Source organism: Paenibacillus sp. 22594 (genome assembly GCF_052044425.1).
Taxonomy (GTDB): Bacteria; Bacillota; Bacilli; order Paenibacillales; family Paenibacillaceae; genus Paenibacillus_AQ.
In genome coordinates this window covers 1-12,319 of the sequence record NZ_JBQENA010000014.1, presented here as the reverse complement: position 1 = coordinate 12,319, position 12,319 = coordinate 1, and the positions used below count along the sequence as shown (strand labels likewise).

The following is a 12,319-nucleotide window of genomic DNA, read 5'->3' as shown; positions in this document are numbered from 1 at the left end:
AGTTCATCCCTCCCCTTATCAAATAAAAAAAGCCCATCCTAAGTAGAATAGGCAGGACTTCACTTTTACCCTCCGCCAAACATACGCGCCAGCGCCATAACCCCGTCTTCATCAATTTCACGGTAGTTTTTATCGTTGTAACCTTCTGCCTGCTTCTCCTCCCCACTGCCTCCCCCAAACATTGCCCGAAGCGGGGCGGTTACAATCTCTACCTCAAAACGAATATATTTATGCACCTGCTTCAGGAGTTCCTGAATCTGCGGGTAAGTGTATCTCCTGATTGCCCACTTATCGAGGTTACAATGCTTATGAAGATAGAAAAAAACCTCGCTCCATGTGACAGGCCCTCCTGTCTCTGTGTCGCGGACTTCTACCCCTGTCGGCTCTTCTCCCTCAGCCCGTTCTACTTTTTTAGTCCATTGAGATCCATCATGACATCCAGAATACGTTTAGCCGTGCGAAGATCCACATTACGGTCAATAAATGAATGATCCACTACCAGTTTCCCCGCTTTATCACGGTAAGCTATTTCCGGATAGATTTGAAAAGCCAGCCCCAAAATATCATGAAGTGTTTTTTCCTTGGCTTCCTGGCCCGGTGCAAAGTTAAGAATGATTTCGCCCACATTGACCGTTTTCAGGTATTGCATGAACTCTCTTGTATCTCCAAAAGTCATTGGTGGAATTCGGTACAGTTCTCCATTCCGCAACATGATCTCTTCATCCTCTTCAAACCACACACGTTCTGATAAACGAACTTCCTTGTCTTCTGGCAATTCCTCTTCTGTACTCTCTGCTTGAATCCGTCGTAGTGCAGCCTCATTCATCTCTTTCGCATGCAGTAGTTCCTGGACTGTCTTGCTCATAATCCCTCTCCTTTGTGTTTTATTGAAAAAAACAAAGACCCGGGTGGGGGCCCGGGCCTCGTTCATCCGCAGCAAGCTTCAGAAGTTACACGTTCGAGGCTGCCGAATAACGCTTGATACTTCCCAGCTTGCGGTCCGCACGTTCCGGATCAAGCACTTGCAGGGTGATCTGCGAAGTAGATGCAGTAGCCCGGGCAGCATCGATAGAGAACGTACCTTTTGCCCGGCATTGGTACAACTCTGTTTCAATGCCTTGGAACGTACCATCTTTTTGCAAAAATGATCCATGATGAATGATATGAACCGGGAACGGAACCTCGTCAACCAGAATATCCACCACATCAATGATCTCTGTACGCTGGTAGCTCAGAACAACATCCTTATTGGTATGCGATGTATTCAGAATCACATAGGTTTTTCCTGCATCGGAAGTGACCATGAACTGTTTGTCTGTTGGGGCAACGGTTGAGCTGTACGCCACTTTCTCGAGGAGCGAGTTGGCATCCTTCAGCTTCACAGTGAAATTGCCATCGCCGTAAAGAGTGCTGCCGAATGTGACTTCTGCTAGAGCAACATCCGGTCCGGAAGATGCACTGTGGTCAAGCTCCCCTTTAATCAGTTCATGCTGTTCATTGAGTACCCAGAGAGAACCATTTACATCTTCTTTAACTGTAGATCCCATCATTAGGGATAGCTGAGCCAAGTCGAATTTTGCGTCTGTAGCTGTAATTTCAATCGATTTAGACTTCACCAGATTATCAATCGCGAATAGGCCATCAGAACCGAACACATCTTCCAGCTCTACGTTAAGATCAATTTTCAGATTCTGAAGCGTACCCAGCGATACCACCTCAACACCTTTACCATCAGCTGCATATTTCTTTGCAAGAAATTGTCCAACACCCTTAATAATCATCTTTTTAGCCATTCGAAAATTCACTCCTTTAATGGATACATCAAGCTTGTCTAATCTGTGAGCGGATCAGCAAGCCCGAAGCTCTTATTTATTCTTCCTGCATAGAGTAGGCGGGCTGCAATAATCCCTAACACTCCCCATCCAAAGATAGAGAAAAGTGAAGTACCGTAGTGAAACAATACACATCAGACATAAGGGTTGGCGTTTCATGCTCCTTATACAGCGTTGTTTCGAAGTTCTCCACATTCTCAAACGGACTTATGACATTCCGAAATAATTCAACAATCCGTTTAGAGATCTTCAAAGCCAAATCCACATTATTAATCGTGTAAGTATTGAATTTGATGAACGAATGATAAACCAGATCATTCTCTCGGCTGACTTTGCCCTTCCGGCTTGCATAAAAACTAATTAAAGGCAGGTTGCCTTCGATAAGATCTAAGGGCTGTGATCGCTTTTGAATCCGCTTCTCTACCCTTAATACATCAGCCGGATCAAGGTTCATTAACTCTAAAAGCTGTGAATCTGTACGAAGAATTCGGTGAATCTCAGCATAAAGGTCAGTGACCATAGTAACCTCCCTAATTTGGATTTTCTCTGCTCAAATAGATTAGGCCAAAATACAGATATGCCCACGCACAGAAACAAATCATGGATGTCATAAGTCCTTCCTCAGTCCACTGCAAAAGTTCAACTCTTTTCCTCCTCTTACATATAACAAAAACCCAGCACCGTAACGGTACTGGGTCTAAGTCTTCAGCCAAGCTGCAAAAACGACTATTGACGTGGCGGCTTTCTGCTGGGTGTATTCTGTATGATTCTAATCGCTTTTCCTGCACCTGCTGCATTAGCCGGAATATAGCTATCTGCCTGGTCCACCTCATCACTAAAGACAATATCCGCTAAATCATACATCTCTTCCTCCTGACGATCCTCTCTATCGTCATACACAATTAAATTAGGGTGAGCCGTTCTAAGTGTGTCAGCATACCTTGGTGAATCAGTCCACATAATGATACGGCCTTGAAATAAAGAACGCACATCTAAACCTATTTTGGCAACCGTAAAATTATTGAATGGTTTCACTCGCGCTGCTGCCCCACTTTCGCCCCCCTGGTGCAAACAAATAACTACAACCTGATCTCCCCCTATACGCGCTAAGTTCTCCATTAATGTGTAGGTTCGATTGTTCGCTGGAGCCTTATAATCTCCTTCTAATAGAGCAACTATCGTCATTGGATGCTTAATCTCCACAGTTATTTGCCTGCTGAGAAACTCTTTGAATTTATCAAGCATTCGCATTCACCTCTTTTTGTAGAGTATACCGAATCGGTACTAAACAATCAGAGAGTGGCTACGTATGTGATAGTGAGGCAGTAAAAGCCTCGTCCCCTTTTCACAGTCCTCCCAAGACTGTTTCATTATAAGCGGCCTCCCGGCCGCCCTCACCAGGCGGGACCTCCTCCCGCCTTCTTTATTAGTCTATTTTATGAAGGAGTTATACATTATGGAATTGATATTTAAAACAGCAGACGGACGTGGACTAGGTGCAAAAAACACTGCCCTATTGGATATATGCCCCTTTTTCGTAAAAACCTTGGCTTACAATCGTATTTTTGATGTGTATATAGAGACCGATAGCTATCAATTACAGAGCTCCCGATCACAATATCTAAATAGTTTCACTCATACAGCACATAACCTGGAGTATAAACCCTATGTCTATGTCCAAAAGCCAGATTGGGCTAATCCCTTGCGTCTTTGGCTCATTGGGGATCTTATACATCACATTATCCATTTTAACCATAATCATAACGATAGTGACTTTACCGGGGTCCTGTTCGACATCCAGCCCTGTGATCTGCCAGCTAGCAAGGACGACGACCTATACTTTAAAAATTGCATAGTTCAGTATATGGATACCTTGGAAAAAGAGAAATGCAAGATCGATATTTACAATACAAATCATGATAAAAATTTCAGCCTGAAAATTGTGATGCCCAGGCAGCTCACCCGTTTTTTTGTGGAGGATGCTGCTTTGATCTATGAACGCCTTAATAAAGTTGTTCACCAAGTTATAGTAGTAGAGTATTTAGATAGGGAGGCTGAACATGAATAGACCATTGATGGGAGACTCTTCATATCCGGTATATTATGCTCTAAAAGCAGGCCTATCCCATAGCATTGGAAATTTTAATCAAATTCTCGCTGCTCTTAAATGTAACAATATGGGCATAAAAACATCAGAAATTAACGAAAATCTTCAAAATCTTATCTTGCGTGGTTTTGTAGAAGAGTACACTGGTAAAAACCCCCACACCGGGTTAGAAAATGACACACTGTACCGTATCGCTGAGTGCGCAGATATTATTTCCTGATTTTCGCTTCCGCTTCCCTCTCTAATGAGGAAAAATAAGCAATCTTATGCTCAATCTTTTGCGCAAAGCTCTGAAAAAATTTAATTTTCTCATCGATCTGCAGCTTATGCGCCTGAAGCAGCTTCCGCTGGTCGGGCAGTGCTCCTGCCCCTTCCTGGGATAATGCGATGAACTGCTTAATTTCGGCAATCGGCATTCCCGTGTCCTTCAAGCAGCAGATCAGCGAGATCAACTCCAAATCCTCGTCCTGAAAGCAGCGGTTTCCGTGCTCATCCCGTGCTACAACAGGCAGAACGCCTTCCCTTTCGTAATAACGCAGGGTATATTGGCTTAGTCCGCTTTTTTGTGCTATTGTTTTGATGCTGTACCCCATAATTCTGCTCCATTCTGCCGATTCAGCTCCGGCAAGTTGATCTACATCTAAATTACCACCAATACGAATCTATGAAAAGAGCGCTAACAAAACTGTTGACTTACACCTAGCTCTAAGGTCTACACTTTACATTGTACCTTACATTTAAGGAGTGAATGATTCATGGTAAAAACAATTAACGTGGGTAACGGTACGCTGGAGGTTGCCCAAATTTCATTAGGATGTATGCGGATTGCCGAATTGTCGGTCAAAGAAGCGGACGTTCATATTCACAGTGCCCTGGATGCAGGCATTGACTTTTTTGACCATGCAGACATTTATGCCGCCGGCAAAGCCGAAGAAGTATTCGGCGAAGTCGTAGCGAGCAGCCCAGGTATGCGTGACAAGTTGATGATTCAGACCAAATGCGGGATTCGGCAAGGTTTCTTCGACTTCTCCAAAGAACATATTGTGTCATCCGTAGAGAACAGCCTGAAACGCCTCAAAACCGACTATGTGGATGTACTTCTGCTGCACCGTCCCGACACCCTGATGGAGCCTGAGGAAGTGGCTGAAGCCTTCGATGTTCTGGAGCAGAAAGGCATGGTTAAACACTTCGGTGTGAGCAACCTGAACCCGCTGCAGATTGAGCTGCTCAAAAAAAATGTCAAACAGCCGCTGCTCTTCAATCAGCTGCAGCTTAGCATTATGGTTTCCGGCATGATTGATTCCGGCTTCAACGTCAATATGACCAACTCTGCTTCCGTGGTACATGATGGAGGCATCCTGGAGTACAGCCGGCTGCACGACATGACCATTCAGCCCTGGTCGCCGTTCCAATACGGATTCTTTGAAGGCGTATTCTTGGGCAATGACAAGTTTCCTGAACTGAACAAGGTCATAGACCGTTTGGCTGACGAAAAAGGTGTTGCCGACACCGCCATCGCTATCGCCTGGCTCCTCAGACACCCTGCCAAGATGCAGCCGATTGTAGGTACTACCAATACCAAGCGCCTGCTGGACATCGCCAAGGCTTCGGACATTACCCTATCCAGAGAAGAATGGTACGAAATATACCGGGCGGCAGGCAACATACTTCCGTAAGCAGCCCACCAAAATACAAAACCCGTAAAGACCTTTATAAACAAGGTTTTTACGGGTTTTTTCAGATGTGAAATGCTCTTGAAATCCCATTAATTATTAGGAAAACCCCTATGACTCTCAGTATGACTCTGGAGGTTCTGTCGTCTTTTCTAAAAATAGCCTGACCAAGAGTTCCAATAAACACGTTAATAAGAATTCCAACAATAAGCTCCACAATCCCTATTAGTTCCACTGTACCCAATCTAATCGCTTCCCAATTTATATTTTGAATTTCCTTCAGCCCTTCAATACCTTAAGTTCTCTGTTCATAAATAAGAGGCCGGCTGCGAACCCTACAATTCCAATCCCTACAAATACAGCTAATGGAACCCATTCTGAAGTAATCGCCTGATGGTCGAAAATCACGGCCGATAACGATTGTATAGCCCACGATTCCGGAGTGAACTTGGATATGATCCGCATGAATCCTGGTGCCATTTCCATAGAGAAGAAGGAACCTCCAAGCATACCGGTTACCGCTATGATGATTGAAGCAGAGGACGTAAACTGTTTCTGATTCCGCATAAATGGGATAACAATCATAGTGATACTGGTCAGTGCAAATAAATAAGCAGCGAAAAGAATTCCGACCGCAAGCGCGTTGTCTGCGATACTAATCTTTAGCAAATATTTACCGGCAGCCAAAATGACCAGAACATGAACAGCCCCGAACAGATAGGTCGCCGTCATTTTTGCCAGCAGATATTTCTTATAATCAATTGGTGTGCTTAATAATCTGCTTAAGGTATTGTTTTCTCTTTCATCAATTAAGGTCCTTAATCCCTGAATGACAACGAACCAAATGAACATAACTAGAAAACCGATTAGCCTTGCTGTGGCATTGTCATGAGTCTTCTCTCCACTACTTAAAGTTTGGTCATCTATCGTTAGATTCGAGACCTCATTGATGCCTTTAAATACGCTGGTTGTAATTCCGGGGCCATCTACATTCAATCCCGCAGAGATCACTTTGGAGTCATGAATCACTTTTTGGAGTGTACTTACTTCACCGGTAATAATCTCTTCCAAAATAGTCCCATCACCGTTTTGATAATTTTGCACAAAATAAATACGCAAATCTTCACCGGACCCAGATAATAGATGGCTGCCAAAACCCTGATTCACAACCAAACCAAAGGGAATATCCTGATCATCTACCTTTTTTTTGATAGTGGCTTCATCAGAATGTACAATTTTCAGTTCATCATGTTTCTGAATCATATCCATAAGTTGTTTTGAATACTCACTATGGTCCACATCAGCTACATATAAGCTTTCCTGGCTGCTCCCTTGTGAAAAGGAGAACAAGAAGGTCAAAATTAAGGGAACCGCGATTGTTGCAAAAACCGCGATTCTATTTCGAAACATCAGTTTCAGCTGGTTTTTTACCATGACTATAAATTGCACGTTTACTCCACCTTTTTCCGCTGTATACCATAATGTTAAAGATAATAAATATCAGTCCTATACCTATAAGCTCCAACAAATCAATATACATGCCGTCAAGCCCCGCCCCTTGGCATACCTTTAGATAGGAATTTATTGCTTTACCGTTGGGGATGATCTCTTGAATAACGCGCAGACTGTCCGGTAATCCACTTTTAGTGATAAAACTCCCGCCCAAAAAGCTGAAAATGTACAGCACTGGAGAAGCCAAACTGGAAACAGTCACATGGTCTTTCGCGGTAAATCCCCACAGCAGAATAATGCTGCCAATAGCAAAAGCATAAACAATAGTAATGACAAGGAGGTCAAAATAGTTCCCCCATTTCATCTGGAACACAACCCGGCTAATAATGATCACAATGACCATTTGGATAACAACGGATAAAATTATTCCAAAAAGCTTGCCCAGCACATACTGTATATTTAATGTAGGTGTAGATTTGATTCGAAACAGAGTGTGACTCTGCTTCTCATCCACGATGCTATGAACCAGCACAAACGCTGTCATAATGGAGAACATCACTACCATAGCGATCGAATAGTACTGCATGGCATCTATGGGTACGGCTGCTTTATTCGTTGGCACCTCTCGTATTTTAAGACTGAGCTCCTTATTTCCTGATATTTGGCTCATAACCTTCTCAATTTTATCTTTAGGAATATTTCCTTTGCTGCTTATGGTCTGGAGTAGCGTACTTTGTTCAACATTCTGTGTCCTGACACTTGCACTGAACCGGTCCAGAATAGTAGCGACTATTTCTTTATCCAGAGGCTTATCGTTGTCACCCATCAAGACGATATTCGTTTGTTCATTTTTCATAGCTGCCTTAGTGAAGCCTTCCGGTACGTATACAAATACTGCAACCTGACCGTCTTTTAGTAATTGTTTGCCCTGTTTATAGCTGGCGGCTTCTTTTAAATTTACAATTCTCTCCATATCCTTTTGCTTAAATACGTTATCCCGTAACACTTTCCCCAAGGATACGAACTCAGTCCCCTCATAAGTACCCTTATCTGAATTATAAAAAGCTACATTAAATGTTTTGATTTGCGAACTCGAATCACTGAATACCGTTCCCAGGATGAGTATCAGTACGGATGGAAACAGAATAAGCTTTAGATAAAATGTTTTATTTTTAGTCAGCAACCGCAGATCCAATAGAAATAGCCGTAATAGCTTTCTCAAAATATCACCCCCTCATTACCCCCTTAAGGCCTTACCTGTGATCTGTAGGAAAATACTCTCCAAGTTCACTTCCTCATATTTAAAACTGGTAAGCTTAAGTCCTATTTTTTTGATGTCATCCACAATCTCAATCACATTCTTGTCACTCGTAGAAACCAGCATACTGATCTGATTGCCCGCTATACTAACCTTGGAAATTCCGGGAATCCGGTCTAACTGTTCAAGTGCACCCTCACTCGCTTGACTAAAACTAACGGTCAGCGTGTCACACGCCGCCAGGCTTTGCTTTAGTTCATCTTTTGTTCCCTGTGCGATCAAGGAGCCATGGTCGATGATGGCAACATTCTTGCACAAGTATTCCACTTCCTCCATGTAGTGACTTGTATAGATCACCGTCATCCCTCTGTCCTGATTCAGTTTTTTCACAGTCTCAAGGATATGATTACGGGATTGGGGATCTATACCTACAGTGGGTTCATCCAAAATCAACAATTTGGGATCATTCATTAGAGCAACACCGATATTGACCCGGCGCTTCATCCCTCCGGAGAACTCAGCAACATCCTGGTTTTTCTTGTCCTGTAGTTCGATAATTTCCAATACTTCATTGGTTCTGGTTTTAAGCTTTTTCCCGGAAAGTCCATATAGGCTGCCGAAAAACTCCAGATTCTCTTTAGCGCTTAAGGCTTGATACAATGCTAAATCCTGCGGGACAATACCCATAATTTTTTTAATATCTATAGGTTTTTCCCTAAGAGACTTGTTATCAATCGTTATACTCCCGCTGGTTGGCGTAAGCACTGTGCTAATCATAGATACGGTCGTCGACTTACCGGCTCCATTAGGGCCTAACAAACCAAAAATTTCACCACGTTTCACATGTAGCGAAATATTATTAACTACAGTGACATCATTGTATTTTTTGGTCAAATTTGTTAATTCAAGCATCAGTAAAGCACCTCTCGTTCATTTCTTGTTCTGTTATCATTCTAACCCCCCATCCAATTTAAAAATATTTACTATAGTACTCAATCTGAGTATTACTTTAGTTATCATTTACATCATTACTTTAGTCATATAGGAAGGGCATTGCCTTAGTGGGGAGAAACTAAAATATGCCGTCCATACAGTAATCAGTCTGTAGATCAGACAGATTACTGCAGGACGGCATACAGGAGGAAATTGGAATCAGTAAAATGTGGACAAGCAATGTTGGAGGACTATAGCGATTTTTGCAGACATAGTGTTAATTCAGTTCTGTTCTTCAGCTCAAGTTTCTCAAAAATTCTTGAGACATAATTTTTGACAGTACCTTCTGTAACAAATAGGTCATTACTGATCTCTTTATTGCTCTTGCCTTTCATAATACATTTGGCCACCTCAAGCTCACGTGGCGTAAGCAACTGTAGAATCTGCTCATTCTGTATGTTCTCTGAACCTGAATTCTTCACAGAATTCAGCGCATTCACTACTTCCCGTGTAATCTTGGGATTCAACAGGATGTTCCCCTCACAGGCAGTCTTAATGGAATACAAAATTTCCTGAGAGCCCGAATCTTTTAGAATATACCCATCCGCCCCATTTTTAAGTCCGGTAAAAATATACTCACTATCATTAAAAGTGGTAAGAATGATAACCTTGATCTCGGGGTACTTAGCTTTCACCAATTTTGTAGCTTCGATTCCATTCATTATCGGCATTTTAATGTCCATTAGAACAACCTCAGGAGAAGTGTATGTGAGAAGCTCCAAGGCCTCTTCTCCATTGGATGCTTCACCGATAACATGAATCTCCTCATGCAGGCTAAGAATCATCTTCAAGCCTTCCCGGACAATTTGCTGATCATCCACTATAATAATATTCACCATGAATGTGCCTCCTTGTTAACCTAGAAAATCAAGAGCAATTTTAGGAATACTGGCCTCAACACTAAAACCTGTAGATCCCCCCGAGTAAAAATCAACTTTTCCACCTAGGGCAACGATCCTGTTTTCTATTCCCTGAATCCCCTTCGATTTATTGATCTCTGTGCAATCTGCTCCATTATTATGAATGAGTAAGGAAATTTGATCAGAGAATTTATGGATTTTAATGGAGAAGTGTGTGGCTTCACCATGTTTTATGCCATTAGTAATTGACTCCTGCACCGTTTTGTAAATGCAATTTTTGATGTCAGAATCCACATATTCAATTTCTTCATCCATGTTCAGTTCAAAATGAATCTTATTCGTTTCAAGGAAGTTGTCAAAGATCTCGTGAAGGGATTGCTGGAGTTCCTTCGAGGATCGCTCCTCCCCAAGAAGAACTACCGTTTTACGAAGCTTGAGGATGCATTCCTTGGAAAGCTCTTGAGATTTGTTTATCGTAAGCTTTGCTTTACCTGGATCAACATCCACGACTGTATTTGCATATTCAAGATTCATATTTAAGGCTATAAGATAGTGACCCAGTGAATCATGAAGCTCTTGGGCAATTCTAGTCCTTTCTTTGGAGATAGTCAGCTCCTGAATTTTGCCTGAATACTCCTGCAATGTGGTATTGGCAATTTGTAATTCTTGATTGAGTTCTTGGGTTCTAGCTTTTTCTATCAATACATTTCGGAACAAGTAGACAATGGAGATAATAATTAAATATGATGACAGGATATCCTTAAGAGTAGTATGATCTGCTATCAGTGAAGCTGTGAAGATAGAAAAATGCAGGAATAATACATACATAGGGATTTTTTGAGTGCTCACAATAATTTCAACAAGTAAAATAATTATGTAAATTTGTGTGCCTATGCAGTAAACCTTAAACAGCAAAAAACCAGTTAAAATATTACTAACGATAAAGGATACATAACATAGAGCCTTAGACTGGTTCTGAAATTTGCCTCTGGTGAAATCATTCACGAGCAAAGCTACAGTAATGAGGATAAGATACAGAATAGATTGTGAATCTGCCGGATATGTTTGAATAATGGTGGCAAATATGGAGCACAAAGAAAAACCTTTAATCATTCTTTGCACAACCACTCTACTGTCCATTGCATACATGTCTTTCATAATCGATACCTTCTTACTGAGATTGGAGTAATAACCCAAATAAAGTCTAGCTACACTATAACATAAACCTGTTTATCCATAAAAAACCTTCTTTAGCTCACCGTACTTTATTCCAATAGTCTTAGCGGCTAATGCTAAAAACCGTAATCAATGTATATCAATATTCTGCTGTATTACTCATCAATGTATAAAAACATAAAAAAGGTTTATAAATCTGCTTATCAGCAAATTTATAAACCTTTTCGGTATACCGGCGAGAGGACTCGAACCTCCACGGTTTCCCACTCGATTTTGAGTCGAGCGCGTCTGCCATTCCGCCACGCCGGCGAATTATTGTTTATAAGTATTAATGGCGCGCCCTGAGAGATTCGAACTCCCGGCCTTTTGATTCGTAGTCAAACGCTCTATCCAGCTGAGCTAAGGGCGCAAAATTATGGAGCGGACGACGGGAATCGAACCCGCGACCCTCGCCTTGGCAAGGCGATGCTCTACCGCTGAGCCACGTCCGCATAAATGGCTGGGGATATAGGAATCGAACCTATGAATGACGGAGTCAAAGTCCGTTGCCTTACCGCTTGGCTAATCCCCAATATTCAATTTAGATAAATGGGGCGACTGATGGGTCTCGAACCCACGAATGCCGGAACCACAATCCGGTGCGTTAACCCCTTCGCCACAGTCGCCATATGAAACTGTTAGAATACAAACAAAACAATCATTTTAAAAGAAATGGGGCGGCCGATGGGTCTCGAACCCACGAATGCCGGAACCACAATCCGGTGCGTTAACCCCTTCGCCACGGCCGCCATATTAAGCTTTTAAAATTAGTTTGGCAGGGGCAGCAGGAATTGAACCCACACCAACGGTTTTGGAGACCGTTGTTCTACCTTTAAACTATGCCCCTAAAAATGGTGGAGGCTGATGGATTCGAACCACCGAACACGTACGTGAGCAGATTTACAGTCTGATGCGTTTGGCCACTTCGC

14 protein-coding genes and 7 tRNA genes are annotated in these 12,319 nt (G+C 42.3%); 3 read left to right on the top strand and 18 right to left on the bottom strand.

The annotated features are described in order from the left end of the window. Nucleotides 1-65 precede the first annotated feature (65 nt). The 5 genes from ACTJKB_RS28265 to ACTJKB_RS28245 form a co-directional block, all read right to left on the bottom strand. Nucleotides 66-236 (bottom strand): hypothetical protein, encoded by a 171-nt coding sequence (locus ACTJKB_RS28265; RefSeq protein WP_440837628.1) that lies wholly within the window; start codon nucleotides 234-236, stop codon nucleotides 66-68. A gap of 167 nt (nucleotides 237-403) precedes the next feature. Next, nucleotides 404-865 carry a hypothetical protein gene (locus ACTJKB_RS28260; protein ID WP_440837627.1) on the bottom strand — a complete coding sequence of 154 codons (462 nt, stop codon included), beginning with the start codon at nucleotides 863-865 and terminating at the stop codon, nucleotides 404-406. An 85-nt stretch (nucleotides 866-950) separates the two neighbouring features. Beyond that, nucleotides 951-1,793 (bottom strand): hypothetical protein, encoded by an 843-nt coding sequence (locus ACTJKB_RS28255; protein ID WP_074111922.1) that lies wholly within the window; start codon nucleotides 1,791-1,793, stop codon nucleotides 951-953. Between the two features lie 115 nt (nucleotides 1,794-1,908). Then, nucleotides 1,909-2,352, bottom strand: coding sequence for a hypothetical protein (locus ACTJKB_RS28250; RefSeq protein WP_440837626.1), 444 nt, complete (start codon nucleotides 2,350-2,352; stop codon nucleotides 1,909-1,911). Nucleotides 2,353-2,558: 206 nt separating this feature from the next. Further along, a complete protein-coding gene (locus ACTJKB_RS28245) occupies nucleotides 2,559-3,077 on the bottom strand; it encodes a hypothetical protein (protein WP_440837625.1) in 519 nt (172 codons plus the stop codon). A 211-nt stretch (nucleotides 3,078-3,288) separates the two neighbouring features. On the opposite strand from ACTJKB_RS28245, the gene ACTJKB_RS28240 reads away from it, so the two are divergent. Together ACTJKB_RS28240 and ACTJKB_RS28235 are read left to right on the top strand one after the other, a co-directional pair. Next, nucleotides 3,289-3,900, top strand: coding sequence for a hypothetical protein (locus ACTJKB_RS28240; RefSeq protein WP_440837624.1), 612 nt, complete (start codon nucleotides 3,289-3,291; stop codon nucleotides 3,898-3,900). Next, a complete protein-coding gene (locus ACTJKB_RS28235; RefSeq protein ID WP_440837623.1) occupies nucleotides 3,893-4,159 on the top strand; it encodes a hypothetical protein in 267 nt (88 codons plus the stop codon). The genes ACTJKB_RS28240 and ACTJKB_RS28235 overlap by 8 nt, the downstream gene beginning before the upstream one ends. Here ACTJKB_RS28235 and ACTJKB_RS28230 read toward each other — a convergent pair. Next, entirely contained in the window at nucleotides 4,149-4,532 is a 384-nt protein-coding gene (locus tag ACTJKB_RS28230) for a MerR family transcriptional regulator (RefSeq protein WP_440837622.1), read from the bottom strand. The genes ACTJKB_RS28235 and ACTJKB_RS28230 overlap by 11 nt on opposite strands. Before the next feature lie 162 nt (nucleotides 4,533-4,694). Here ACTJKB_RS28230 and ACTJKB_RS28225 point away from each other — a divergent pair, with 162 nt between their 5' ends. Further along, nucleotides 4,695-5,615, top strand: coding sequence for an aldo/keto reductase (locus ACTJKB_RS28225; RefSeq protein WP_440837621.1), 921 nt, complete (start codon nucleotides 4,695-4,697; stop codon nucleotides 5,613-5,615). A gap of 276 nt (nucleotides 5,616-5,891) precedes the next feature. Here the strand turns inward: ACTJKB_RS28225 and ACTJKB_RS28220 are convergent, their stop codons facing one another. The 12 genes from ACTJKB_RS28220 to ACTJKB_RS28165 all read right to left on the bottom strand — a co-directional run bounded on the left by ACTJKB_RS28220 (nucleotide 5,892) and on the right by ACTJKB_RS28165 (nucleotide 12,237). Next, complete coding sequence (locus tag ACTJKB_RS28220) at nucleotides 5,892-7,061, bottom strand: ABC transporter permease (protein WP_440837620.1); 1,170 nt, start codon at nucleotides 7,059-7,061, stop codon at nucleotides 5,892-5,894. Then, nucleotides 7,009-8,286, bottom strand: a complete 1,278-nt coding sequence (locus tag ACTJKB_RS28215; RefSeq protein ID WP_440837619.1) for an ABC transporter permease — start codon at nucleotides 8,284-8,286, stop codon at nucleotides 7,009-7,011. Before ACTJKB_RS28215 ends, ACTJKB_RS28220 begins: the two co-directional genes overlap by 53 nt. Before the next feature lie 15 nt (nucleotides 8,287-8,301). Further along, a complete protein-coding gene (locus tag ACTJKB_RS28210; protein WP_440837618.1) occupies nucleotides 8,302-9,234 on the bottom strand; it encodes an ABC transporter ATP-binding protein in 933 nt (310 codons plus the stop codon). A gap of 272 nt (nucleotides 9,235-9,506) precedes the next feature. After that, nucleotides 9,507-10,151 carry a response regulator gene (locus ACTJKB_RS28205; protein ID WP_440837707.1) on the bottom strand — a complete coding sequence of 215 codons (645 nt, stop codon included), beginning with the start codon at nucleotides 10,149-10,151 and terminating at the stop codon, nucleotides 9,507-9,509. An 18-nt stretch (nucleotides 10,152-10,169) separates the two neighbouring features. After that, a complete protein-coding gene (locus ACTJKB_RS28200; protein ID WP_440837617.1) occupies nucleotides 10,170-11,333 on the bottom strand; it encodes a sensor histidine kinase in 1,164 nt (387 codons plus the stop codon). 248 nt (nucleotides 11,334-11,581) lie between these two features. Beyond that, nucleotides 11,582-11,660, bottom strand: a tRNA-Leu gene (locus ACTJKB_RS28195). Between the two features lie 23 nt (nucleotides 11,661-11,683). Beyond that, nucleotides 11,684-11,760, bottom strand: a tRNA-Arg gene (locus tag ACTJKB_RS28190). Between the two features lie 7 nt (nucleotides 11,761-11,767). Beyond that, nucleotides 11,768-11,842 (bottom strand) — tRNA-Gly (locus tag ACTJKB_RS28185). 5 nt (nucleotides 11,843-11,847) lie between these two features. After that, nucleotides 11,848-11,922: transfer RNA gene (locus ACTJKB_RS28180), tRNA-Gln, on the bottom strand. A gap of 18 nt (nucleotides 11,923-11,940) precedes the next feature. Beyond that, nucleotides 11,941-12,016 (bottom strand) — tRNA-His (locus ACTJKB_RS28175). Nucleotides 12,017-12,063: 47 nt separating this feature from the next. Continuing rightward, a tRNA-His gene (locus tag ACTJKB_RS28170) sits at nucleotides 12,064-12,139 on the bottom strand. Between the two features lie 24 nt (nucleotides 12,140-12,163). Then, nucleotides 12,164-12,237, bottom strand: a tRNA-Trp gene (locus ACTJKB_RS28165). Nucleotides 12,238-12,319 lie beyond the last annotated feature (82 nt).

Bases quoted from the DNA above. Each gene is read 5' to 3' on its own strand.
- ACTJKB_RS28200 (WP_440837617.1), bottom strand. From the start codon at position 11,333: ATGAAAGACATGTATGCAATGGACAGTAGAGTGGTTGTGCAAAGAATG.
- ACTJKB_RS28250 (WP_440837626.1), bottom strand. From the start codon at position 2,352: ATGGTCACTGACCTTTATGCTGAGATTCACCGAATTCTTCGTACAGAT.
- ACTJKB_RS28235 (WP_440837623.1), top strand. From the start codon at position 3,893: ATGAATAGACCATTGATGGGAGACTCTTCATATCCGGTATATTATGCT.
- ACTJKB_RS28230 (WP_440837622.1), bottom strand. From the start codon at position 4,532: ATGGGGTACAGCATCAAAACAATAGCACAAAAAAGCGGACTAAGCCAA.
- ACTJKB_RS28225 (WP_440837621.1), top strand. From the start codon at position 4,695: ATGGTAAAAACAATTAACGTGGGTAACGGTACGCTGGAGGTTGCCCAA.
- ACTJKB_RS28245 (WP_440837625.1), bottom strand. From the start codon at position 3,077: ATGCTTGATAAATTCAAAGAGTTTCTCAGCAGGCAAATAACTGTGGAG.
- ACTJKB_RS28260 (WP_440837627.1), bottom strand. From the start codon at position 865: ATGAGCAAGACAGTCCAGGAACTACTGCATGCGAAAGAGATGAATGAG.
- ACTJKB_RS28240 (WP_440837624.1), top strand. From the start codon at position 3,289: ATGGAATTGATATTTAAAACAGCAGACGGACGTGGACTAGGTGCAAAA.
- ACTJKB_RS28210 (WP_440837618.1), bottom strand. From the start codon at position 9,234: ATGCTTGAATTAACAAATTTGACCAAAAAATACAATGATGTCACTGTA.
- ACTJKB_RS28255 (WP_074111922.1), bottom strand. From the start codon at position 1,793: ATGGCTAAAAAGATGATTATTAAGGGTGTTGGACAATTTCTTGCAAAG.